Below are 22425 nucleotides of genomic sequence, written 5' to 3'. Positions count from 1 at the left end.
ATTGTTTAGATCATCATTAGCACGTATGAGCCAGGAGGTTGTTATCACGGGTTTCGTAAGGACCCCCATTGGTAAATTTGGTGGTGCATTTAGAAACATGAAGACCCCGTATTTAGCCGCTGAGACAATAAAATCCTTAATCAATAGAGTTGGTATTGATGGAAAGTTAATTGATGAGGTTGTTTTCGGCTCAACACTCCAGGGAGGCATGGGGCAGAACCTAAGCAGATTCGCAGCGCTACTGGCTGGGTTGCCGAATAGCGTCAGTGCATTTACCGTTAATAGGGTTTGCTCATCAGGAATGCAGGCAATTATCGAAGCGGTCAGGGCCCTTAAGGTCGGCGACGTCAATGTAGTGATCGCTGGTGGTGCTGAATCCATGAGTACGCAACCACTTGCGCTACCGCATGATGCAAGGTGGGGAATTAAGCACTTAATTGGCAGAGATTTAAGGTTTATGGACTTGATGATCCATGATGGGTTAATAGACCCCACAAACATGATGCTTATGGGACAGGAGGCCGATAAGGTGGCTGTAGAACACGAAATAACCAGGGAGGAACTTGATAAGGTTGCCTATGAGAGCCACATGAGAGCCCTAAGGGCCACCGAGAATAAGTATTACCTTGAACTGGAGCCTGTGGATACTGCAATAAACGGTGAAAGGGTTTACTTAGATAAGGACGAAGGGATCAGACCAGACACAAGCCTTGAGAAATTAGCAAGGCTAAAACCTGCCTTTGGTTCGAGCGGACTACACACCGCTGGTAATTCCTCTCAACTATCTGATGGAGCTGCCGCACTGCTATTAACCACCATAGACAAGGCAAAGGAACTGGGATTGAGGCCTATGGCTAGGATTATTGGTTACACATGGCACATGCTCGAGCCCTGGAGATTCCCAGAGGCACCGATTCATGCGATTAGGAAATTACTGAGCAAGGTTGGTTGGGACGTGGGTGATGTTGATGTTTTCGAGGTTAATGAGGCCTTCGCCGTTGTTAATGTCCTGGTAAATAAGGAATTGGGTATACCGTACGAGAAGATGAATATATTCGGTGGCGCAATAGCACTGGGCCATCCACTTGGTGCAAGTGGTGCCAGAATAGTTACGACATTAATGTCGGCATTAATACACGTTGGTGGCAGGAGAGGCGTGGCTGCGCTGTGTCATGGCACGGGTGGCGCAACCGCAGTGGCTGTTGAGATGCTTTAAGTATAGCAAAAGGCTTTTAAATGAAGTAGGTCCTTTGGTTCTTCGTGGACGTCCTGGAATAAAGGATTTCGGAGAGCTTAAGGTCATAATAAATTTGCTGAAGAGATACAGGGGATATGCAACTACGCTCATTAGTCTCTACATCAATAGTAATAGGCCGATTCCCGATGTCGTATCAATGCTTAGGCAGGAGTGGGCTTTGGCAAGTAACATCAAGGATAAAACCACTAGGACTCATGTTCAGGATGCACTTGAGAGGATAATAAACTCGATAAAAGGTATATCTAAGGCGCCTGAGAATGGGCTTGCGATATTTGGAGGCTTTCACATGATAAACCCTGGTAACTATGAGTGGGTTTTCCATGCTCTGATACCACCATTGCCCATATCAACCTTTAAGTACATATGCGATACCTCATTCCATACGGAGATCCTGGAGGGTATGGTGAAGAGTAGTGATACGTATGGTATAATAGTCATTGAAAGAGGCGAGGCCGTGATCGCGCTACTAAGGGGTAATTACTGGGAGATTGCAGATAAGGTTCAGTTCTTCGTACCAAATAAACATGCCGCAGGCGGTCAATCAGCCCTAAGATACAAGCGACAGACAGAACACCTAGCCGAGACCTTCTACAAGATGGTAGCCGAAAGAACCAACAAGATACTAACCGAAATACCCAACCTAAAGGGCATCGTTGTCGCTGGGCCAGGCCCAACCAAGGAGGAATTCCTTGAAGAGGGGGAACTCGATCATAGAATAAGGGACAAGGTAATCGCAATAGTGCCTGCGTGTTGTGCCGACATTAGTGGCGTCCTCGAAGCAATTAGGAATGCTGAGGATAAGCTCAAGGAGACGGAGTACGTTAAGGCCAAGAAACTAATGGAGGAAATTATGTACCTAGCTGTTAAGAAACCGGAGTACCTAATCTACGGTAAGGACCCCGTGATGGACGCGATCAAGAGAGGTATTGCCAAGATTGTTGTTGTTAGTGAGGATGTTGGCGAGGATGAGATAATGAACCTAACATTAATGCTTAGGGGAAGGAAGGACATCGAACTATTCGTAATGCCAAAATCAGTTGAGGAGAACCTGACACTGACACAGACCTTCGGCGGCTATGTGGCCATATTATCAACACCATCATGGCTCATGGAGAACTATGAAGAGGACCAGGAACAAAGCAATGCATAATTGAACGATTTTATTTCAAACCACTGAATATTAACTCAATCTCAAATTTTTATAAAAATAAATAACATTTACTAAAAAATTCTTAAATAGTAAACTGTTCCTATTCTTTGCTAGTACCATAGACTTAAGTCCACGGCTTGGAGCATGTCTCCCATAGCACGGACAGGCTCTGAAGGCTTAATGGCCTGAAACCTCCACCTAGTCCTTAGAGATTGCATATTCCGCTTCGCTTGGCACATGTATCCGGTGACCACAATTGACGGATTAAGCGATAGTGATAATACTCAACCGCCACCGGCAGGTGGGAGAAACACTACCTCATCACCATTAGATAATTTAGTACTTAGTCCATTTAGGAAGTCCACGGACCTACCATTAACTAGAATTACGTACTGATCCTTAAGTTTACTGTTATCATCAAGTATTACCTTAGAGAAGTTGGGACTCACTGACTTGTCAATGATTACTATTAAATCCTTGACAGTTATACCATCAGGTACATTAAGCTCTGTCTTAAGCACCTTAGTTATGTCATAAAGAGATGCCAAGAACTTAACCTGAACCTTCATTAAACTTGGCTTCATCATTTAATTTAAAAACTTAATTCCTAAAAGTATTCACTATGCAATGCCACAATGCGGTAGGAACGTTACCTCATCACCATCCCGTAACCTAGTGTTAATTCCCTCAAGGAAGTCAATAGACCTACCATTAATCATTACCAAGAACTTCTCTCTAACTTTATTATTGCAGTCTAGGATAAGCTTAGAGAAACCCTGATATATGTTACTGTCTATTTTCTTTATGAGTTCAAGTAAAGTTGATCCCTCTGGTAATTCGATTTCCGCCTTTAGGGTCTTTGTCTTTTCGTATAATATGGTCAAAAATTTGACTTGTATTTTCATCATTCTTCATAGAATACTCATGTATTTAAAAAACCTTTTTCAATCTAAAGCTGATGAATCAAGTAATAATTATTATCCCGATTTTAATTCTTAATGGTATCAACCGCTTACTTTGATGATGAACACTTACCTAATGCCTTCAGTATGGCCATTGTAACACCAAGACCCTTCTGGATGTCCTTATCACCTAATGCGCTCCAAAGCCCCATTAAGCCTATGGGCTTTGCATTCGCTATGTCAATGTTCTTGCCCAAACACCCACCCAAATCCTGAACTAAGCCCTTTAGCCTAATTACATCTTGGGCATCCAGTTTATTCATCGCCTGTAAACTACCATCGATGAGTATTGACAATAACCTAAGCACTGCTGGGTCCTGGAAGAGGTACTGCAGAACCTCCTCAAATCTATTAACTATCATCATTAATGCATCAATAACACCACTACGCTTAAGCTCAATTAATTGATCAAGTAATCCCCTAACCTCATCAATGTTCTGAACAAGCACATTGAGGGCCTCTGCAATCTGTTCATCCGGGCTCTTCTCAACCTGTGTTTGTTGAGCCTGTGCCACGATCATCACCTCACATTGTTGTTGCCAACCAGGATTTATAAAATAGATCCTTAATCAACCTACCTAATGGTGACGTTAATATACTATAACAACTACCCATCCATGCAGCCTTATTGCTTGATAGGTCAAGCTTTATGTCACAGTTAAACATCATTCCAACATCGCCATAATCCAAGGCGCATGTCATTGCATTTATTTGAGCAGGATCAACTGGTTGACCGAGTAATTCGCCAGTAATGGATGCCGCACTGGCCAGTGCAGTGAAGTGCACGGGAACGCCTGCTGTTGGAAGACCTACATATGGCATTGAGTGCTCTCCAGGTAAGTACACATCATCATACTTAAGACTCCTACCCGTATATACACTTATTGCGGTCCATTTCCCAGTAGGGATTTCGGCAACTAATGGCGTACCTTCGAAGGGCTTAGGCAACCTTGCTGGTGGCGTCACAATTAATAGGTCATACTTATATTTTTCACCATTAGAAAGCGTAACGACTCTTTCCTTATCATCAATAGTAATTGGTGGCTTAACACCACTTACACATTCCACACCCTTCTTAGCAGCAATACCCTCAGATATTTTAACGGCTTCAGGACCTAGAGGTTCTAAGGGCTTATTAAATGGGTAGAGCAGCGTTATACTTGTTCTATCTCTAATACCCCTCTTCCTAAACAAAGTATCTAATTGGCAAGCAAATTCAAAGGGATAGACACCACACCTATATATCGGCTCAGGGGCCAATAAAACAACCTTTCCACCGGTAAAGGATCTTAGCGCCTCTTTAAGTTTTAATGCACCATCAAGTGTATAGTTGTGGTAACCAACGCCTAGGTTATAGGACTGGAAGTCATTCTCAACACCTAGACTCGCCAATAAGTAATCATAATTAAACTTGCCTTGGTCCGTCTCCACGACCCTATTGTCGGGGTCTATCTTCGTTATCTTAGCCTTAACATACTTAACACCCCTCTTTTCGAGCATTGATAAGGGCAATTGGGCTTGCCTGGGTTCCATGTCGCCTAATGCTATGTTAACTAGCAATGGTGGTAATAGGTAGTAATCAGTGTCATTTATTATTGTTATTTCTGCATCGACTCTGCCCCTCAATCTCTCTGCCATTTTCTTTGCAGCAACAACACCACCAACACCGCCGCCTAAAATGAGGATTTTCTTTGGCACGTGGTCATAGATTAATACTGCTATTTAAATATTATTATTAATTAGATTATAAGTAATTATAGTATCGTATTCAATTGTATTCATACAATTTCAGAAATTAAGAACTTAAAAACCCATTAATTACCAATTTATAGTTTAGATATGATGACGGATCAACAAACCGAGTACTGAATAATGAGGAAGGAGGTGAAGTCTGATTACGTTTTGTTAGAAGCGTTTTTAAGTACATAGGGTTACATTAATGAATCTCATGAGTTTAAGGACGTTATTTACAATGTCAATGAGAAATCTTGGGAGCAGAAGAACGAGGGTTATACTGACGATGCTGGCAATAGTCTATAGCGTGGCGTTAATGGTAACCCTAGAGACAATGACCTACGGATTCAAGGTCGCAATAACCAGTGAGGTTGAGAATATACTGCCCACAGACCTCATGGTATACTCACAAAGTGTTTCAATACCTGAGGAGGTAGCCCAGGTAATTGCGAGACTACCACATGTTTCATACGTAGTCCCCGCAATAATACTGGGTACAGTGCAGGTTAATGGGCAAGCTGTTACCCTAATAGGCATACCAAGTCAGTACTTCTCTTATTTCGAGGTGCATATGGAAAACGGTTCCATGCCAGCAAGTGATGGAGAGGCAATAATACAGGACACCCTGGCTTCCGAGGGTAACGTGAGTATTGGTGACACTATATACGCGCAGGTACTCACGGGGGTTCAAGGAAGTACTCAGATCATCCCACTTAAGGTGACTGGGACCTTCAGTAGTATATTGGGGGGTTTCCTTGGTTTTCATCTAAACATGATTGTGACAACAATAGGCACGTTACAGGACGACCTAGGTGATGCGGGGTTCATTAATGCAATATTCATAAAACTGTCTCAAGAGAACCCAACCTACCTTAATCAACTGGCCACTGCTCTGAGTGAGTATTTTCCGAATGCAGATGTTTATGAACAGAGTTCAGTGCTTGGTTCAATCTCTAATGCATTATCAATGGTCAACCTATTCTTCGTAGTAATAATAGCACTGAGCCTAATAGTCACCGGGCTTAGCGTTGCAAATACGGCTATTATGAATGTTAGAGAAAGGACCAGGGAAATAGGCATACTCAAGGCATTAGGCGCCTCCAATAGGCAAGTTATCATCATATTCCTCCTTGAGGTAATTATCATGAGCATAGTGGGTTCAGCTCTGGGTATAGTCCTCGGGATAGGGGGTGCGTACTTAGCTAGGTACATAATGATCAAGATCAATGTACCAATAATAATACCCGTAATACTACTACCCACATTATATCTATACTCGCTGTTGATTGCTGTGGCGACATCAATAGTAGCCTCAGTACCATCACTAATATCAATAACGAGAATTAGACCCATGGAAGTCCTGAGAATTGAATAAGCGCTGCATTATTAAGACATTAAGTCAAGGCCTTCGGAGATCCTGAAATCAACCCTATACCTAATGCCCAATTCCTCAGACGCCAGGAGTTCGCCAATTAACCTATGGGGCGTTGCATCTATAATCCTAGCCTTTACGAATGCGCCGATGTCCACTCTTTTCACGGCTATGGGTTTATAGTTATAAGAACGAACAATGTAATTCTCGCCCCTAAAATCCACCTCACTGGCAATACCCCACATCTCCCTACCAATAAACGGTTTATTCCTTTCCAGCGACACTTTGCTAAAGATCTCCGTAGCTACCTTACTCCTCTCCTTCTTAACCTGCTCAGGCACTTGCTCCATATACGCTGCCTCAGTGAAGGGTCTACGGCTATACCTGGCCAGGTTAACCTTGTCAATGCCCAACTCCTCAATTAGTCTCACACTGGCCCAGAAATCATCATCGGTTTCACCGGGAAAGCCAACAATGACGTCGGTGACTATCGTGGCATCGGGAAAAACCCTCCTAATCCTCGTCACAATATCCCTAAAGAAACTGGCTGAGTACTTCCTTTTCATAAGGGTTAGTATACGGTCACTACCGCTCTGCACGGGAATATGGAAGAACCTATACACACGCCAATCGGACTTCACTATGTCAAGTAATCCATCGAGTATGCGACTTAGCTCAAGGGGCTCCATCATGCCCAACCTAACCATGAACCTACCATCAATCTCCCTCAATAACTCCTCAAGTAGATCAACCAAGTCATAACCCTTGTCACGACCATACGCACTGATTTCCTGCCCGGTTAAGTACACCTCCCGTGCACCACTGTTAACGGCCCTCTTTATGGCATTAATTAAGTCATGCTTATCATAACTTCTCACCTTGCCGAAGCCCATCCTGCCAATCTTAGTAACGCAGAAGCTACAATTACCCAGGCAACCAACCTGTATTGGTACAACATACCTATGTCCGTGAAGCTCGGGATAATAGTTGGGCAGGTACTTCATGGGCCTATCATCGTAAACATACACATTATCACCACCCCCCACTATCTCATCTATGGATTCCACACCATGTGATGTGACAATCACTGCATTGGGCGAGGACTCCCTTATCGCCGCTGGTCTAACCCTCGTTAGGCAGCCAGTAACGATAATCCTCTTGCTTGGGTATTTCTTGCTCAATTCTGCCAAAAGCTTCAATTCATTCCTCTCCGCCTCTTCCCTAACGGCGCAAGTATTTATGACAATAGTGTCTGCCGAATCAATGTCCTCAACGTATTCCCAACCCAACAACTTAAGCTTGGTGATCACTAGGTCACTATCCGCCTTATTCAACCAGCAACCAAATGTCACCACAGTGAACTTATTATCCATACCATCGTCGAGTTAGAAAATACTGCAACCCTTATAAGTCTAGTTGCGTGTTAGCAGTGCTTTTAAATGAGTTAACTCGCTCATTAACCAACAATGATGATAACCCTCTTAATAATGCACACAATATTGATGATGCTTGCGGATCCACCAACACCATTTACTGTAACCAGTGCCACGTGGTATTACGGAACATACCCAGAAACTATAAGTAATAATACGCAGATATACACCGGCGTCGGTATAAATAGTACAATATCAATAGACATAAACAATAACCTACCTACGCCAATAAACATAACATATGCACTAAGCATAGGGCGCAAAAGCACGCAAGGCATAGTTGAGCTACAACCCGGGAACAATACGCTTAGTATAACAGCACCTGGCCTTGGGCAGGGCAATTACAATGCAACACTGGTGTTAGGATCGCTGGGTTATTCCGTGAGTTATTACTTCACGGTGTACTCAGTGATCCCAAGTATAAGTATTAGTGCCGTGTCCAGTACGCTATACAGTGGTGTACCACAGATAGTGACAATCAGGGTGGTAAGCACAAGCCCCATACCAATAACCTCGGCATTAATTGCCGTGTCCGGAACCAATGCTACAGTGAGTACCGGCGTCTTCACTATAAAACCTCCATCAAACACGAGCGTCACCGTGACGCCTGGACCATACACGCTGAATACAGCAGCGCTTAGCTTCAGGATAAGCTATACGGATGCTGGAGGTTATAGTTGGACCGCCAATGAAACCCTAACATTTACAGTAATACCAACACCAGTAACAATAGTGCTAAGCGCCCAATCCAACAAGGTTAATTACGGTAATTACCTGCCAATATCAATCCAGGTATCAACGCCAGTAGGTCCACTACAGAACCAACAGTTGAGTGTGTATGTTGATAATAATTATGTGACTACCGTAACAACGAATAGTCAGGGAACCACTCAATACATACTACCTGTGAATTACGGTATTGGCTACCATACATTAACAGTTTTATTCACAAACACTACCTACTTCCAAGAGGCCTCTGCGAATTACACATTCTTTGTATTACCGGGCACAGTCTACATAATAGCCTACGTAAATAACACAAACATTACCTATGGAAACGCCGTGAGCATATACGTAAAGTTATCACCGCCAATCTCCGGAGGCACACTAACCATAAGTTATGTGATTAACGGCTCCTCATCGGTAATAGGCAGTTACACACCCGTAAATGGCAGTGTTAATGCTACATGGATACCACCACAGGCAAGCACATACCTAATACTGATCTACTACGTAAACTCCCCAAACTACCTACCGAGTTCCACAAACCTCACGCTAACCGTTAAAAAGGCACCTTGCTCTTTGTCGATTGCGGTTAATGGAACCCCAGAGGTCCTGCATGAAATTACGGTAATAAGTTACATGAACCCAGCAATCATAAATACGCAATTAAATATTCAAGTAACGCCAAGCAGCGGCATCCCAATGAGCGGGGCGATCTACGTAAATACAAGCGGCATGAGCGAATATACATTCACACCAGAAACACCGGGTAATTACACAATAACTGTTTCATGGCCCGGAAACATTAATTACCAATCATGCAGCGCAACAAAAAGTCTAAGCATAGGAAGAGCATCCTTAAGCCTCTCTGTAAATGAGAGCAATAACCTGATTGCCGCTGGTGGTCATGTCCTGTTTAGTATAAGTCTTACGACGGATATACCGATTAATTACGTTAATGGAAACATAACGATAACCATAAGTAGCAGTAATAAAACCATTAGTACCTATGAAATACCCATCACGGGTAATTACATAAGGGGTTCAATACCATTCAATGCACCGGGTAATTACAGGGTCCTTATTTATTATCCAGGTAATGAATACGTGAAGCCAAGTACCTACGGGCCCTACTACGTAGTAGTTATGCCAGGCCTACTGGGAATACCTTGGTACATGTTACTTGCATACCTTGCACCAATGGCGATTGGCGCCGTCACGGGTATTATGGTCAATAAAAGGCTCCATCAAGCGCAGTAATAAGGTGGGGTAACTCGGCCACGCTACCTATCACGTACCTAGTGGCTGGGAACTCCTTAACCCAAGTGGCGACTCCTATGTTTATTGTACCTAAACCATTAACCACCACGATGTCCCTGGGATGGTCAGTCACGTAAGCAACAACGTTAGGTAATAACCTAAGCATTTCAACAGCCTTCTTCACCAAATCATACTTGTTATGCCCTGGGCCTAAATCACCAAGAGACACACAGCCATCTATTAACTCCGTGAACCCGTAGTACCTCAACTCATCCTGCATACGCCAACACTCCAGTTCCCTTCCAGTGGCTATGAGCAATCTCTTGCCCATACTACGAAGAAGTCTCAGGGAACCAAGGACTCCGGGAAATACTTTCCCGTAATCCTTTCTGGTTGAGTACTGAAGCCAACAGTCGTGCCAGAACCAAAAATTTCGTGATAAATCACCAAGTAACTCACTTAATGATGGATCCCTGTAGTAAATACTAAGTAATTCATTGATATCCCCACTTAGGTTCTTACCATACTTAGCCGCGCACTCCCTCAATAGAACCAGGAATTTGGGTAGTGTATTCACGAGTGTCATATCTAGGTCCAGTACAATGGCCTTGATCACCATAGTGAAGAATACTCTATGGCCTTAGCTCATTAATAAACCATTCTATTGAGTTACGTGGAAATAAAGTCTTATTAAGGAATAAATCATTCCTAATAAACAGTGGGCAAGCCTAAGTACAGGATCGAGGTAGTGCTTGAGAAGGATGGAAGGGTGCTGATGGATGATATAACTGCGAAGCTTCTCGAGGCCCTCGAGAAGAGGGGATCCTTATTATCCGTCGTGAGGGATCTTGGACTACCTTATTCAAGGGCGTGGGAGTTGATTAATAAACTCGAAAATGGCCTAGAGGTCAAGGTCGTTAACCCAAGGAGGGGCCATAGGGGAGGGATGGCATTGACCGCTGAAGGAACAGAATTAATAGGTACATATAGGGCAATAAGGAGACGGTATTCATGGAATCCCGACGGTACTGTATGCGATACTGTTTATGCTGGAAGTGACGACTGTATAGTTAGGGATGTAATAAACGAAATGAGAAACGAGGGGTATTGCATTGATGCGCATTGGGTTGGTTCAATGGGTGGATTAAACATGGTCATGAATGGCCTCGCGGATATTGCCGGTATTCACCTAATCGACCCAGCTAGTGGTGAGTATAATGCGCCATTCATGGAAATGCTGGGTGCCTGGGATGAAACGGTACTGCTTAGGGGCTACCTAAGGCTGCTGGGTATTGTGCATAGGCCATACTTAAGCATCGGCGACCTAACAGATATATTGGGTCTCAGGATGATTAATAGAAACCCAGGTTCGGGCACTAGGCTTGCGATAGAATTACTACTTAATGGTATTGCCAGGAATACTGGGTATAGTATTGATGAATTAAGGAAGCTGATAAAGGGCTACAATGATGCGGTAAAGACGCACATAGAGGTCACTGAAAAGGTTGCCAGAGGACTCGCTGATTATGGAGTAGCCATAGCAGGACAGGCACTCAGTATGGGGCTCACAATAAGGCCACTGACCCTTGAGGAATTCGACATAGTAATAGCTAGGGCGAGCATTGATAAGCCTACCGTCAAGGAATTTCTTCGTAGAATAAGCCATGTAGGGCCAAGGCCAGGTTACGTGATGCTTAGGAACACTGGTGAGATTTACTCAAGGTAATCATAGTCACTGCCGCCAACGTAGATATTGTGAAGCACTCTATACAATGCATCAAGGCCTTCACCGGTCCTTGCACTTATTGGTATCGGCCTAGACAGTGTGCCTACGGCAGTTAACACATCAGACAACCTAACGCTTAGGTCGGCCTCCAACTTATTAACTTGGTCCGAAAGCAACGCCTCCTTGAGTAAATCAGTCTCCTCACTCCACTCGAGTATCTCATCAATCACAGGCTTATCAAGCAGGTCAATCTTATTCAACACATTTACTTGGGACAAATTGAACCTGAACTGTGTTGATAATGCCAAGAGCATTGACGATACGTAACCACTCGGTGTCTGGGCCTGTGTGGCATCTATCACGAAGACAGCGGCGGATCTATCCACACTAAGTCTATTAATAAGCACTGATCCGACACTTCTAAAGGCAAAGAGCTCCATCTGTCCTGGCGTGTCTATCAAGACGTAATTAGCACCAATATCCATAATCTGACTCTTTATCTCTTGAGCTCTGACAGCTAACATATCAATCGCCGCTATTATTGAACCATTAGGACCAAGCTTATACTTCCTCATTAACTCCCTGGCTGAAACCACATCCCTAATGTCTATATCAGGCACATAGGGCACGTACTCCACGGCAGGATCGAGATTAACAAGGGCAACATCATACTGATTATTCTCAAGCCACTCAGCAAATGCACTAACGAGCGTCGTCTTCCCAGACCCCGCGGTACCAACTATGAAAACTGTAAACATTACTTACGGTAAATAAAACAACCTTAATAAAAAACTTCCGAACCACCACTAGGCACGCAGTATCAATGATCGCAGATCAATGAGACGGGGGAAGTGAGGACGGTACCGAGGACCGCAGCTACAACTGCGACATACAGGGACGGACTTAAACACTTGTGTATAAGGTGGCAACAACTGCCCTAGCCGCCGCATCACCAAGCAACATGTACCTAATGCCATTCCTCAGACCTGCGTAGTTAATGATCAATGTTATCAGGGCACCACTCACTAACGAACCGATCAAAGTACCAATGCCATAAAACAAGTTATAAAGTCCAATGGCCGTTTTCCTATCCCTGGAATTATCATAGACAAATGACATGTACGCAATGTTAGATGCAGAATTCGTAAAACCAGCTATAATATTTGCCAGGTAAATCACATACACACTATTCGCCAGGGCATACGATAACGGAAAAGTCACAAGCAAAAGCCTACCTAGGAACATTATTAACCTCCTGTCTCTATCAAACCACCTGCCCACGAGTCTCTGGAGGATGAGTGTCGATGAACCACTAATAATATTAACAATGGCTAATTGCTCAACATTCATGTTGAGAAGATAGACCTGCGCCAACGGAAAAAGCGGCCATGCAAAGCTCCATACGATAGCAAATAGAGTATTAACCAAGAGAAACCTCGTTAACCTCCTGTTATTCCTAAGCATCATTATTACTCCATCAATGACTTGCGAATCAGGATCCATGTGCTTAATATACCATATATTGATCGTATTCGCAAAATTAAGAACAGCACTTCCAATAAACACGTAGTGCATTACCACGTAATTATCACCGACTAACATGCCGGTCATCAACGTGGCCAACAGACCACCTATTGATCCATAGAAGGCGTAGGTTGCCAATACCCTACCACGACTACCCCGACTAAGCCTCTCCATTATTAGGGACCAGGCAAAGGAATTAACGCCACTGACACCAGCTATGAGTATGTACGTTACTAGGTACAACACTGGATTTCCATATGCGATAAATGCCATTGTAAGCCACAGAGTAGCCAGCAACATAGTTGACAACCTAAGCAAATACCCAACATGCCTATTCCTCCTTAATGGTAATTGAACAATGCCGCTGAAGAAGGATGAGGCTGATGAAACCAGGCTAATACCAATACTGGGCACACCGATAATTGCCGCTAAAAAGCTCATGAAAGGTGAAACAAGGCCATTGGCCAGGTTTTGGATTATTACGTAATTTTTCAATTTATTATTATCCATCTAAATAAATAATAAGGATTAAACAATATAAAAAACATAACCTAGAATCAGACGGGTTTCCCCGCTCATCAACACTCGCCCTGGTCCAGTAATCATCACTCAAGGCAAACATAGATTTGTGGGAAATAAAAAGGCTTTCATTAGGTACCCCTGAGGATTAAGTACATTAGATTGATAATGAATAGCGCCAGAATGAATAATGCAATCATGAATACTACCAATGATGCAACTGATTCATATAGTGCATACAGGGCAATAACCAACAGAGGCAATGAGTAGATTAAGGCGTTGATACGGCCTACATCGAATAATTTCCTGCTGGCCCTAACATACATTACCACGGTTTCCAAAAACAATGTGAAACTCGATATCAGATTAATAATAACAACATTGAACACAGCGTTCACTGGTATTAATGATACTGCCATGGAAACCATGGGTAAATCAAGGTCAAGGTCATAAACATCAAGAACCCTAACGAAACCCCTACTAGCCCTACTAAGGAATACCCTGCCGCCAACTGTGAGCCCAAGCGCCACGACATAGGACACGTAAACCCTATACCAAGGACCAGTCCATGAAACCAACGTCAAGAACACTGCAACGGCACCGATGAGGTATAATGGCACTAAGTAATTCAGTCTCTCCCTAACATACGACGATCTATAACTGGCACTAACTCTGAATGCAGATGCATACTCTATAATAAACCGGGAAACACCCAGCATACCGAAACCAATGCCCAACAACCAAGGAAGCATCAAGACACAAAAGACAATAGGTAAACAAAAAACTAACTCACATGAGAAAGTGGTGGACCGGCCGGGACTTGAACTTTCCCCGCGGTTGACCCGCGACCGGGATCTCCCGCATGCCAAGCGGGCATCCTTCCAGGCTAGACTACCGGCCCAAGGAAAGGAACGGATTATTGGGAATTTAAGCTTTTCGCAGGTTTTTGATTACCTCTGTGCATTTTGACGGTACGTGGTTTATTAGTCAAATCCTACCTATCGCAATGATTGTTTGCTGCCTTTCCGCTTGGCTTAATTGCCATGGGCACGCCTTGGGGTTGGTTGGGTAATAATGATGAGAGGCGATATTGGGTTCACGAGTACCTGACACTGGCTGGGTCTAGTTTATTTAGGAATTGAAGCTCCTCATTAGTCACAGGTTCAAGGACACTCAGTGGTTCCTTAATCCTTGGTCTAAAGGCCATATTATTAATGACATCATCAACACTAACACTTGGGAATAAGCCAGTCAGCATTAACTCTCCCGAGTCACGGTCAAACACAAACATTGCCTTTGGCGTACATACAATTAGGGTCGGGCCTTGCTTTGTGGGACCAGGGGCCGTAATGAAGTCAACCCTTTCAACAAGTGTCCTCCTCGAGTGCTCCCTAAGCCACATCACCACCCTGCGAGCCCTCCTATACAGGTAAGCCGCGGCTGCGCCGCCTGGTAATCGAACCCTGGGCCTTTCATAACTACCAATTACTGATAAGTTCATGTTGCCTCTACGATCGAGCTGAGCCGCCGAAAAGAACATGACATCAAGCTGACCACGCCTAGCCAAGTCGAACGCGTCTAGGCTTACGAAGAAGCCCTTACCATCAATAAATGAGTATGGGTCCCCTGATGATGGCGTTATTACTATGTCCTTGGGCTCGTATATCTCCGCCACGTTTATGAACCAAGTATTCAGTCCCCAATACCTAGCCAACTCAATGGCTAATATGGCAGGGACCGATGCAAGTCCCGTATAGGTAATATCGCCATTTCTTAATTGCGTTGCCATGCACTTAATAACGTTATCCATGTCAGCCATAGGCAAACACCTCAAGCACCTTCTCAACGCTTAATCCAGCCTTAACACTATCAAAGTACTTCTTAATGACATCATAATCAGCCCTATAATAACCGTACATTGATGTCGGCCATGCACCCTTTGGTGAATGCACTACTGCCGTCACCAGGAAGCCAGGCAATGCTAAACGCTCTGGATGTTCCCGGAAGTAATCCTCATTGACTACCTCCTCAGCCGTAATTATCACTCTCCTGGCAGCCTGTATTTTAAGTAAGTCCTCGTACTTAGGGCCATAGAGTTCAAAATCACCTCTCTCATCAGCCCTATGTACATGTACTAAGGCTACGTCAGGCCTTATGGCCTTGACTACAACTAAATCCTGATCATTAAATGGATCCCTAATCACCCTCCAAATACCCCTCTTAACATTTAATAGAACCAAGTCGCTATCTAGGGCTATTGCTGATGGCATGAAGGGGAGACCGTAAGCCCCAGCACGGAGCCCAGCCATAACGCCCTCACAGACGTCCTCTATGAACTCCACCTCGCCGCTTTCCACCATCCTTCTGAACCCAGGCGCAATGCCGAAGTGTTCGAAGGTCACCATTGCCGCCCTAATCCTCCTGACCCTTCCTGAAACTGTTAACAAGTCAAAGGCTAGGCCAGGTTCCCTGTCCACTAACGTTAGGTCATTCTTGTTCGATTTAGCTATGGCCACCGCGATCGCCATGGGGTTCCTGTGGAGGGACATGCCACCAATCGCTATTTCATCATCATTATTAATCAAGTCCAGCGCCTCATCAATCTTCATTAGCTTGCTTTTGGCCATGTGTGTTCACAGAATAGTAGTAATAACAGAGGTATTAAGTTTTATGATATGAACGCCTTAGGCGCAATTAATACCTCATCGCCATCATTAAGGTTAGTAAGTAAACCCTTCAACCAATGTATGTCCCTGCCATTCACAATAACTATGTAACTCTCACTAAGTTCACCACCTCTAAGTAGGATCTTTGGTATTTCAGGGTTTAGTTCGCCAAGCTTTATTATTAGGTCCCTGACCGTATATTCATTCGGCACCTGAACAACTAGGCTTACGGAGCTAGCGAGCTCATGCAGGTTTGCCGATAGTACTACCCTCACCTTCATGGTTATCAGATACAAACCGAATCAACAAATGCCTTTGCCAGTTCCCTCGCCCGATCTATTGAGTTTGTTTCCTCAATGCACGCATTTTCCTCATCCTTCATATAAACAATGTATCTTCCACCCAAGTCATATATCATACTCCTGCCAAAGCAATTCTCCTCAAGCAGTGTTTGATAAGCCTCCAGTGGTTCCTTGTCGGATAAACCATCAACCACACTCCTAACCTTATCATTATTACACTCCATTAACTCACCAAGCAGTTACAGCCTTATTAAGTATTAACACTAAACTTAATTAGCGGAACAATGCTAAGTCACTAAATGGGAAGAGAGTATCCAAGATATCCCCTGGTTGGTGTCGGCGCTATAGACATCAAGGATGATAAGATCCTGCTGATAAAAAGAGGCGCGGAGCCCAACAGGGGCAAGTGGTCAATACCGGGTGGAATGGTTGAACCAGGTGAAGACCCAGACCGCGCATCACTGAGGGAATTGCAGGAAGAGACTGGCATCATCGGTAAGGTAATTGGCCTTTTCGGTGTTTACCAATACGTGGAGAGGGACAATGAATGCAGAGTCAAGCATCACTTCCTGATCCTTGACTATTTAGTGGAGCCCGTTGGTGGAGAACCTAGGGCGTCAAGTGATGCCTTAGAATTAAGATTTATTGGTTTAAGGGAGGCCTTGAGCCTTGATTTAACGGACACCGTAAGGCAACTAATAATGGACCTACTGGATTCAGGGCTTAAACCGTGTGGTGGTGGTTTTATTAAGTACGTTAATAAAGGATCTCAAAGTCATTAAACTCGTTCTTAGGCTCCTCATACTCGACCTCCATGTCCTCAACGATGGCGCCTGGTGGGCCTTTGCGTATTATCCCTATTAACTGTTCAATGGAGTCATCATCACCCTCGGCTACGACCTCCACTGTGAAGCCATCAGGTAAATTCCTAACGAAGCCCTTAACTCCGAGGTTTCTGGCGTTTCTCCTTACGAACGATCTAAAGCCCACTCCTTGTACCATGCCCTTGATTAGTACGTGGACCCTCTTCATAGTGCTGGTCAATAACGTTTTAAAATTGGGTCTTTAAAGGGGTACCTAACGTGTTGGTTACCAGTATTGATAAGGTGATTAAGGTGTTGCCGGGAATGGTACTATTCATAAGCCTATTGTTTTTGGTTGGCGCCAGCATCCCACGCGTATTGATTGCTATCGCACTTTTTGTACTGTTCTATGAATTATTTAGGAAGTTTCCACTAAAGAATAATTGGTTCTTGGTGCCCTTGGTTTCGGAAATCATAATAGCATTATCCGTAATTTTTCTCATGACTACGGCGAGTTTTTATGACGCATTAGCCATATTCATGGGGATTGTGGTACTAATACTGGCGCTGAGGGTTGCTGACTTTAGAGTTTTAATTGCGCTAATGACCGTTTACGTATTATACCTGTTCTACAGGGGTTATCTGAACCCAGCACCAACTGGTCTCTATCTATTGATTAATTCCCTTCTCATCTTTTTCTCCACCTTCGTAATAACAATAAGACATGCAATCCTCATGTACAGAGTTGACTTCCCGGAAGACCGTCTTGACTCAGTAATGACATACCTAGGCATTTCGTTGACCATACCATTGGCTGTATTCCTGGTGTTTCTAAATGAGCCTTACGTATACATGGCATTGCTGCCCAGTGTGGTATCCGCAATGCCCATGATGAGGAGGGTTCCTGGATATGTCTCCTCAATCTTGATTGCATTAGCCATATTCTATGGCGTATACCCATCCATTAATTTCACCTGGCTGAGTTTCACAGCCCTAATACTGATCTTCATAATAGCCTACCTAAGACCCACTAGGTTGAGGTTCGTTAAGGGGCTAAAGCCGCCAATATCGTGGCTAGGCACTTGGTTAGATGGTAAGTACCTAATCGATGAGGTAATCGCGATCGGTGGATTTAGTTACGTCCTTAGGGGCAGGGACGAGAGGGGCAGGGTCTACGCAATAAAGGTTCTTAAGGATAAGGATTCAAGAGGCAACCCCTTGGCGAGTGACCCCAGGGTTCTATCATCATTTAAGAAGGAGATGAGTGAGTACCTGCTTATTGAGAGCCCGCGCGTTGTTAAGGTATTCGAGGTTCATATACCACCTGATGAGAGGCTTCCCTATAAATCCCTCGAGGATTACCTGAACGAGCCTCCATACGTGGTTATGGAGCATATGGAGGGTGGCTCATTGAGAGACCTAATGAGGGAGAGAGGGCCGCTCAATCTAGATGAGTTCATGAAGATCGCCTACTCAATAACCCTAGCCCTTTCTGAACTCCATAGGGTAAACATAATACACCTTGATCTTAAGCCTGAGAACATATTATTTAAGGATAAGAATAGGTCTGTGGTTAAGATTGGCGACTTAGGGGCGGCTAAGATAATGATTAGTGGTAAGTCCTATGTATCCCAATTCTCAATAGCCTACGCAGCTCCTGAGGTGAGCAGGGGTATCGCCGACATTAGGTCAGACATATACTCACTTTCCTGTATATTCTATGAAATGCTGACTGGAATAAACCCACACATGTATAGATTAAGTAGCGGTCAGGTAGTGGTACCACCACTCAATAACTATAGGCCTGATATACCGCTTGAAATAGTCTTGTTAGTGATGAGAGGCCTCGAGGTGAACCCTGCAATGAGACCATCAAGCACTGAGGAAATACTAACGGTCCTAGGTAAGTTCCTGGGTAATGCCATGTAAATCCTTACTTGTGCATCTAAGACTAATTCTCCGTTATTGAGTTCATTGCCCTTCACCTATGATGGATAGCTTAACAACAGTATAATAGCCAAGCCTAACCACTATGTCATCGCTAAATCTATATTCACTTATCTTTTTAAATGAACCACCATCGAGTACATAAGTACCATTAGTACTATTTAAGTCCTTGAGTAATAACTCCTCGTTATTGATTACCGTGATCACCGCGTGCTTCCTCGATACCGTGGGATCCGGTATCACAACGACATTCTCCGGGCTTCTGCCCAACGTAATCTCCTTAATTATTGATAGATCAAACATTACCTTAAAATCCTTCATAACGTCCCTGGGACTCTCAATGAAAATCAATTCAAGCTTATTAATGCTCCTCCTCATAGTCTCAGTTGTTGGTATATCTATCCTTCTCGTCTCTTCACTAGTACCCATTACTTAACCACTAGGTCTTTAGTAGGCATGGTTACTTATATAAGAGTTATCACTACGATTTAAAGTTAGGATTTTGTCTGGGCCCCTTCATTACCCTGTTGCGTGGGTTGTGTTGGCGGCTGTGTCTGTGCGGGTTTTGTTGCTGGTGGCGCAGCCACGGTCTCCCTACGCACAAGGGGCCTCGCCGAGGCAATCTTCCTCTTCCTCTCATCCTCAGACCTAACCTTAAGTATACCCAGGTAAATCGCGCAGTTTATGCAATAGGTCTTGGTTACGTAATACCTAGGCACAATAGCCCCTTGCTTCTCAAGCTCCCTAGCCAAGTCACCAGGCACTGGTGAGTAAGGCACAGTGACCCTAACCGCCTTGGACCTAGGCACCAGCTTACCGCAATTATCGCAGTAAACCATCGGCTCCTTGCCCTTATCGCCCTTATGGCGTCCCCTGTTCTTCCTCTTCTTCGGCATATCTTGGCACCATATAGCAAGCTACTTAAAAAACATACCGTTCGTCCGGGGGTGGTTTTTAACCCCGGTTAATTGCGGCAATGCCCCGTCACCCTTACCACGGTTCTTGGAAACCAAGGCCCGCCAGGTAACAGTTAGGATGAGGAGACTGCATGGCTTTTCTAGGTTGTGCATTCATAAACCACTTGGTCATGCGAAGGCTAATAATACGCTTATTGACTTGTCTCAGACCTAAGGATTGCCCATGAGAGACACAATGACTTACCACCTAATAGTAGGCGCATGGATGGCGTGGTCGTATTAATACAACTCAACGCTCAGAAATGCCAGGAAATTAAATGTGTATGTAGGAGAATAGAACTGAGACTGCAATAGCTGTGGAAGGGGGGCTTAAAAATACCTAAAATTGTTTCTGTCCCCTTCGTAATTACGTACTAATAAAGAAAAACTTACTTGCCTCATAAGGTTTTTAATCATAGATTAATGATTAACTATGAAGCCTAATGAAGGAGACAATATTATATAAGGCATTGCCTGATGGCAGGATTGAGTGCACGGCATGCGCAAGGAGGTGTAAACTTTCTGATGGGCAGTATGGATTTTGTGGAGTTAGGTGGAACCTAGGCGGTAAACTCTACTTAATGGTTTATGGGAAGATCTCGGCAATAGCCGTGGACCCGATAGAGAAGAAGCCACTTTACCACTTCAACCCAGGTTCAATGGTCCTCTCCTTCTCCACATACGGCTGCAGCTGGGCATGCCAGTACTGCCAGAACTTCGACATAAGCCAGAGGAGGATTCTCGAGGGATTCGAGGTAACTCCGGAGAAGATCGTGGAATTGGCCGAGACCTATGGGACCCAGGGAATCACATATACGTATAATGAACCGTCGATCTTCGCCGAATTTGCGTATGACGTTGGAGTCCTAGCCAGGAAGAGGGGGTTGTTCAACACATTCGTTACTAATGGCTACATGACTGATGAAGCCGTTGATTACATATCTAAATTCCTCGATGCAGCCACTGTGGACTTCAAGGGGAACGCTGAGCCTAAGTTCCTGAGGAGATTCTCATTGGTTCCCGACCCCGAACCCATATTCCAGACACTCCTTGATATGAAGAGGAAGGGCATATTCATTGAGATCACTGACCTCGTGGTCCCCGAGATAGGTGATAACCTGGAGCACGCCCGTAAACTGGTCAGGTGGGTAGTGGATAACCTAGGGCCCGAGACACCCATGCACTTCCTGAGGTTTCATCCTGATTACAGGGTTGATTACCTACCGCCAACACCCACAGAGACCCTGGAGAGACATGCACAGGTGGCTAAGGAGGAGGGACTTAGGTATGTGTACATTGGTAATGTACCGGGGCACAGACTTGAAAATACTTACTGCCCCAACTGCGGCAAGGTAGTTATTAGAAGGAGGGGGTTTGATATATTGGAAGTTAATTTAACCGAGGATGGCAGGTGCAAATTCTGCGGCGCCAAGATCAACATCGGCGGCAGGGTTTGGCCTACGTGGAGATCCAGTGATAGGTTCGCATACGTACCAATAGAACTACTGTCTAGGTACGTTAGAATAACCAGGGAGCAGATTGAGGAATTCAGGGGCAGGGTGCATGTGAGGAAGCAGGATTGAACTATGGTATCTCCCTCACCTTAATATCAGTGATGCATAGGATCCTCCCCGAGAGGCTGGCTAGATCCCCGTTAATGGCTATCGTCACACCCGTGGTATCGTCAGCCAGATCCAGATACGCAACAGGGAGTGTGACAGTAATGGTGTTGGTACGAACATAAATACTAACGGCATATTCTTTATCGTGTCCATCAATTATCGTGACCGTGAAAGCCGATGACGAGCCTGTAACCTTATGCTCCTTCCATCCCAACAACCAATACTCACCACTATACCTGGCATTAATACTCCTTAGTATGGACATGAACTCAAGCTCATCGAAGCAGTTACCAACGGTTATGTTAAATCCACCTAAGAACTTCTTCAAGTTCCTGGTAGACCCCCTGGCCAGTTTGACGACCATTTCCATCAATCAGTAGGTATGCCTTTAAAACCTAATTCTCAAAATAACAATATGCATATGTCAAATCAAAAATAAATATCAAATAATTACCACAGAATACCAGC

At 44.3% G+C, this 22425-nt stretch carries 24 protein-coding genes, 1 tRNA gene and 1 pseudogene; 8 read left to right on the top strand and 18 right to left on the bottom strand.

The window, feature by feature from the left end:
* Window positions 1-25 precede the first annotated feature (25 nt).
* Window positions 26-1216 (top strand): thiolase family protein, encoded by a 1191-nt coding sequence (locus tag Vsou_RS02140; RefSeq protein ID WP_188602676.1) that lies wholly within the window; start codon window positions 26-28, stop codon window positions 1214-1216.
* A 34-nt stretch (window positions 1217-1250) separates the two neighbouring features.
* Entirely contained in the window at window positions 1251-2408 is a 1158-nt protein-coding gene (gene prf1 / locus Vsou_RS02135; RefSeq protein ID WP_188602675.1) for a peptide chain release factor aRF-1, read from the top strand.
* 284 nt (window positions 2409-2692) lie between these two features.
* On the opposite strand, the gene Vsou_RS02130 is transcribed toward prf1, so the two are convergent.
* The 4 genes from Vsou_RS02130 to Vsou_RS02115 all read right to left on the bottom strand — a co-directional run bounded on the left by Vsou_RS02130 (window position 2693) and on the right by Vsou_RS02115 (window position 5068).
* Window positions 2693-2977, bottom strand: coding sequence for a MoaD/ThiS family protein (locus Vsou_RS02130; protein ID WP_054844298.1), 285 nt, complete (start codon window positions 2975-2977; stop codon window positions 2693-2695).
* 51 nt (window positions 2978-3028) lie between these two features.
* Window positions 3029-3313: a MoaD/ThiS family protein gene (locus Vsou_RS02125; RefSeq protein ID WP_054844274.1), complete on the bottom strand. Its 285-nt coding sequence runs from the start codon at window positions 3311-3313 to the stop codon at window positions 3029-3031.
* A 107-nt stretch (window positions 3314-3420) separates the two neighbouring features.
* A complete protein-coding gene (locus Vsou_RS02120; protein WP_188602674.1) occupies window positions 3421-3891 on the bottom strand; it encodes a helical membrane plugin domain-containing protein in 471 nt (156 codons plus the stop codon).
* Window positions 3892-3895: 4 nt separating this feature from the next.
* Window positions 3896-5068: an NAD(P)/FAD-dependent oxidoreductase gene (locus Vsou_RS02115; RefSeq protein ID WP_188602673.1), complete on the bottom strand. Its 1173-nt coding sequence runs from the start codon at window positions 5066-5068 to the stop codon at window positions 3896-3898.
* Between the two features lie 250 nt (window positions 5069-5318).
* Here Vsou_RS02115 and Vsou_RS02110 point away from each other — a divergent pair, with 250 nt between their 5' ends.
* Window positions 5319-6479: an ABC transporter permease gene (locus Vsou_RS02110; protein WP_229709723.1), complete on the top strand. Its 1161-nt coding sequence runs from the start codon at window positions 5319-5321 to the stop codon at window positions 6477-6479.
* Window positions 6480-6490: 11 nt separating this feature from the next.
* On the opposite strand, the gene Vsou_RS02105 is transcribed toward Vsou_RS02110, so the two are convergent.
* Entirely contained in the window at window positions 6491-7849 is a 1359-nt protein-coding gene (locus tag Vsou_RS02105) for a tRNA (N(6)-L-threonylcarbamoyladenosine(37)-C(2))-methylthiotransferase (RefSeq protein WP_188602672.1), read from the bottom strand.
* Window positions 7850-7942: 93 nt separating this feature from the next.
* On the opposite strand from Vsou_RS02105, the gene Vsou_RS02100 reads away from it, so the two are divergent.
* A complete protein-coding gene (locus Vsou_RS02100; protein WP_188602671.1) occupies window positions 7943-9892 on the top strand; it encodes an Ig-like domain repeat protein in 1950 nt (649 codons plus the stop codon).
* Here the strand turns inward: Vsou_RS02100 and Vsou_RS02095 are convergent.
* The gene (locus tag Vsou_RS02095; protein ID WP_188602670.1) at window positions 9864-10511 is read right to left on the bottom strand and encodes an HAD family hydrolase; all 648 of its coding nucleotides are present in this window, start codon (window positions 10509-10511) and stop codon (window positions 9864-9866) included. The two genes, Vsou_RS02100 and Vsou_RS02095, sit on opposite strands and share 29 nt — an antisense overlap.
* A gap of 99 nt (window positions 10512-10610) precedes the next feature.
* Here Vsou_RS02095 and Vsou_RS02090 point away from each other — a divergent pair, with 99 nt between their 5' ends.
* Window positions 10611-11618, top strand: a complete 1008-nt coding sequence (locus Vsou_RS02090) for a substrate-binding domain-containing protein (RefSeq protein WP_188602669.1) — start codon at window positions 10611-10613, stop codon at window positions 11616-11618.
* On the opposite strand, the gene Vsou_RS02085 is transcribed toward Vsou_RS02090, so the two are convergent.
* The 8 genes from Vsou_RS02085 to Vsou_RS02050 form a co-directional block, all read right to left on the bottom strand.
* Window positions 11606-12376: an ATP/GTP-binding protein gene (locus Vsou_RS02085; protein WP_188602668.1), complete on the bottom strand. Its 771-nt coding sequence runs from the start codon at window positions 12374-12376 to the stop codon at window positions 11606-11608. The genes Vsou_RS02090 and Vsou_RS02085 overlap by 13 nt on opposite strands.
* A gap of 145 nt (window positions 12377-12521) precedes the next feature.
* Window positions 12522-13652, bottom strand: coding sequence for an MFS transporter (locus tag Vsou_RS02080; RefSeq protein ID WP_188602667.1), 1131 nt, complete (start codon window positions 13650-13652; stop codon window positions 12522-12524).
* A 140-nt stretch (window positions 13653-13792) separates the two neighbouring features.
* The gene (locus Vsou_RS02075; protein ID WP_188602666.1) at window positions 13793-14413 is read right to left on the bottom strand and encodes a hypothetical protein; all 621 of its coding nucleotides are present in this window, start codon (window positions 14411-14413) and stop codon (window positions 13793-13795) included.
* Between the two features lie 50 nt (window positions 14414-14463).
* Window positions 14464-14562: transfer RNA gene (locus tag Vsou_RS02070), tRNA-Ala, on the bottom strand.
* Window positions 14563-14757: 195 nt separating this feature from the next.
* Entirely contained in the window at window positions 14758-15480 is a 723-nt protein-coding gene (locus tag Vsou_RS02065) for a CoA-transferase (protein WP_188602665.1), read from the bottom strand.
* The gene (locus tag Vsou_RS02060; RefSeq protein WP_188602664.1) at window positions 15473-16288 is read right to left on the bottom strand and encodes a CoA transferase subunit A; all 816 of its coding nucleotides are present in this window, start codon (window positions 16286-16288) and stop codon (window positions 15473-15475) included. Before Vsou_RS02060 ends, Vsou_RS02065 begins: the two co-directional genes overlap by 8 nt.
* A gap of 41 nt (window positions 16289-16329) precedes the next feature.
* Window positions 16330-16608 carry a MoaD/ThiS family protein gene (locus Vsou_RS02055; protein ID WP_054844268.1) on the bottom strand — a complete coding sequence of 93 codons (279 nt, stop codon included), beginning with the start codon at window positions 16606-16608 and terminating at the stop codon, window positions 16330-16332.
* A 5-nt stretch (window positions 16609-16613) separates the two neighbouring features.
* A complete protein-coding gene (locus Vsou_RS02050) occupies window positions 16614-16853 on the bottom strand; it encodes a hypothetical protein (protein ID WP_054844267.1) in 240 nt (79 codons plus the stop codon).
* Window positions 16854-16928: 75 nt separating this feature from the next.
* Here Vsou_RS02050 and Vsou_RS02045 point away from each other — a divergent pair, with 75 nt between their 5' ends.
* Entirely contained in the window at window positions 16929-17411 is a 483-nt protein-coding gene (locus Vsou_RS02045; protein ID WP_188602663.1) for an NUDIX hydrolase, read from the top strand.
* Here the strand turns inward: Vsou_RS02045 and Vsou_RS02040 are convergent.
* Window positions 17386-17661, bottom strand: a complete 276-nt coding sequence (locus Vsou_RS02040; RefSeq protein WP_054844265.1) for an acylphosphatase — start codon at window positions 17659-17661, stop codon at window positions 17386-17388. The genes Vsou_RS02045 and Vsou_RS02040 overlap by 26 nt on opposite strands.
* 50 nt (window positions 17662-17711) lie before the next feature.
* Between Vsou_RS02040 and Vsou_RS02035 the strand changes: the two genes are divergently transcribed.
* The gene (locus Vsou_RS02035; protein WP_188602662.1) at window positions 17712-19361 is read left to right on the top strand and encodes a serine/threonine-protein kinase; all 1650 of its coding nucleotides are present in this window, start codon (window positions 17712-17714) and stop codon (window positions 19359-19361) included.
* Between the two features lie 42 nt (window positions 19362-19403).
* On the opposite strand, the gene Vsou_RS02030 is transcribed toward Vsou_RS02035, so the two are convergent.
* Window positions 19404-19808: an FHA domain-containing protein gene (locus Vsou_RS02030; RefSeq protein WP_054844264.1), complete on the bottom strand. Its 405-nt coding sequence runs from the start codon at window positions 19806-19808 to the stop codon at window positions 19404-19406.
* Between the two features lie 182 nt (window positions 19809-19990).
* Window positions 19991-20275: pseudogene (locus Vsou_RS02025) on the bottom strand (30S ribosomal protein S26e); the annotation flags it as partial.
* Between the two features lie 503 nt (window positions 20276-20778).
* Here Vsou_RS02025 and amrS point away from each other — a divergent pair.
* The gene (gene amrS, locus Vsou_RS02020) at window positions 20779-21918 is read left to right on the top strand and encodes an AmmeMemoRadiSam system radical SAM enzyme (protein ID WP_188602660.1); all 1140 of its coding nucleotides are present in this window, start codon (window positions 20779-20781) and stop codon (window positions 21916-21918) included.
* Window position 21919: 1 nt separating this feature from the next.
* Here amrS and Vsou_RS02015 read toward each other — a convergent pair whose 3' ends face one another.
* Window positions 21920-22321 (bottom strand): hypothetical protein, encoded by a 402-nt coding sequence (locus tag Vsou_RS02015; RefSeq protein WP_188602659.1) that lies wholly within the window; start codon window positions 22319-22321, stop codon window positions 21920-21922.
* Window positions 22322-22425 lie beyond the last annotated feature (104 nt).

Origin of the sequence: Vulcanisaeta souniana JCM 11219 (genome assembly GCF_026000775.1) — an archaeon.
Classification (GTDB): domain Archaea; phylum Thermoproteota; class Thermoprotei; order Thermoproteales; family Thermocladiaceae; genus Vulcanisaeta; species Vulcanisaeta souniana.
This window is presented reverse-complemented; position numbering and strand designations above follow the sequence as displayed.

Bases quoted from the DNA above. Each gene is read 5' to 3' on its own strand.
- Vsou_RS02140 (WP_188602676.1), top strand. From the start codon at position 26: ATGAGCCAGGAGGTTGTTATCACGGGTTTCGTAAGGACCCCCATTGGT.
- Vsou_RS02030 (WP_054844264.1), bottom strand. From the start codon at position 19,808: ATGGGTACTAGTGAAGAGACGAGAAGGATAGATATACCAACAACTGAG.
- Vsou_RS02095 (WP_188602670.1), bottom strand. From the start codon at position 10,511: ATGGTGATCAAGGCCATTGTACTGGACCTAGATATGACACTCGTGAAT.
- Vsou_RS02125 (WP_054844274.1), bottom strand. From the start codon at position 3,313: ATGAAAATACAAGTCAAATTTTTGACCATATTATACGAAAAGACAAAG.
- Vsou_RS02085 (WP_188602668.1), bottom strand. From the start codon at position 12,376: ATGTTTACAGTTTTCATAGTTGGTACCGCGGGGTCTGGGAAGACGACG.
- Vsou_RS02075 (WP_188602666.1), bottom strand. From the start codon at position 14,413: ATGCTTCCTTGGTTGTTGGGCATTGGTTTCGGTATGCTGGGTGTTTCC.
- Vsou_RS02065 (WP_188602665.1), bottom strand. From the start codon at position 15,480: ATGGCTGACATGGATAACGTTATTAAGTGCATGGCAACGCAATTAAGA.
- Vsou_RS02055 (WP_054844268.1), bottom strand. From the start codon at position 16,608: ATGAAGGTGAGGGTAGTACTATCGGCAAACCTGCATGAGCTCGCTAGC.
- Vsou_RS02080 (WP_188602667.1), bottom strand. From the start codon at position 13,652: ATGGATAATAATAAATTGAAAAATTACGTAATAATCCAAAACCTGGCC.
- Vsou_RS02050 (WP_054844267.1), bottom strand. From the start codon at position 16,853: ATGGAGTGTAATAATGATAAGGTTAGGAGTGTGGTTGATGGTTTATCC.
- amrS (WP_188602660.1), top strand. From the start codon at position 20,779: ATGAAGGAGACAATATTATATAAGGCATTGCCTGATGGCAGGATTGAG.
- Vsou_RS02105 (WP_188602672.1), bottom strand. From the start codon at position 7,849: ATGGATAATAAGTTCACTGTGGTGACATTTGGTTGCTGGTTGAATAAG.
- Vsou_RS02040 (WP_054844265.1), bottom strand. From the start codon at position 17,661: ATGAAGAGGGTCCACGTACTAATCAAGGGCATGGTACAAGGAGTGGGC.
- Vsou_RS02060 (WP_188602664.1), bottom strand. From the start codon at position 16,288: ATGGCCAAAAGCAAGCTAATGAAGATTGATGAGGCGCTGGACTTGATT.
- Vsou_RS02015 (WP_188602659.1), bottom strand. From the start codon at position 22,321: ATGGTCGTCAAACTGGCCAGGGGGTCTACCAGGAACTTGAAGAAGTTC.
- Vsou_RS02130 (WP_054844298.1), bottom strand. From the start codon at position 2,977: ATGAAGGTTCAGGTTAAGTTCTTGGCATCTCTTTATGACATAACTAAG.
- Vsou_RS02110 (WP_229709723.1), top strand. From the start codon at position 5,319: ATGAGTTTAAGGACGTTATTTACAATGTCAATGAGAAATCTTGGGAGC.
- Vsou_RS02100 (WP_188602671.1), top strand. From the start codon at position 7,943: ATGATGATAACCCTCTTAATAATGCACACAATATTGATGATGCTTGCG.
- Vsou_RS02045 (WP_188602663.1), top strand. From the start codon at position 16,929: ATGGGAAGAGAGTATCCAAGATATCCCCTGGTTGGTGTCGGCGCTATA.
- Vsou_RS02120 (WP_188602674.1), bottom strand. From the start codon at position 3,891: ATGATCGTGGCACAGGCTCAACAAACACAGGTTGAGAAGAGCCCGGAT.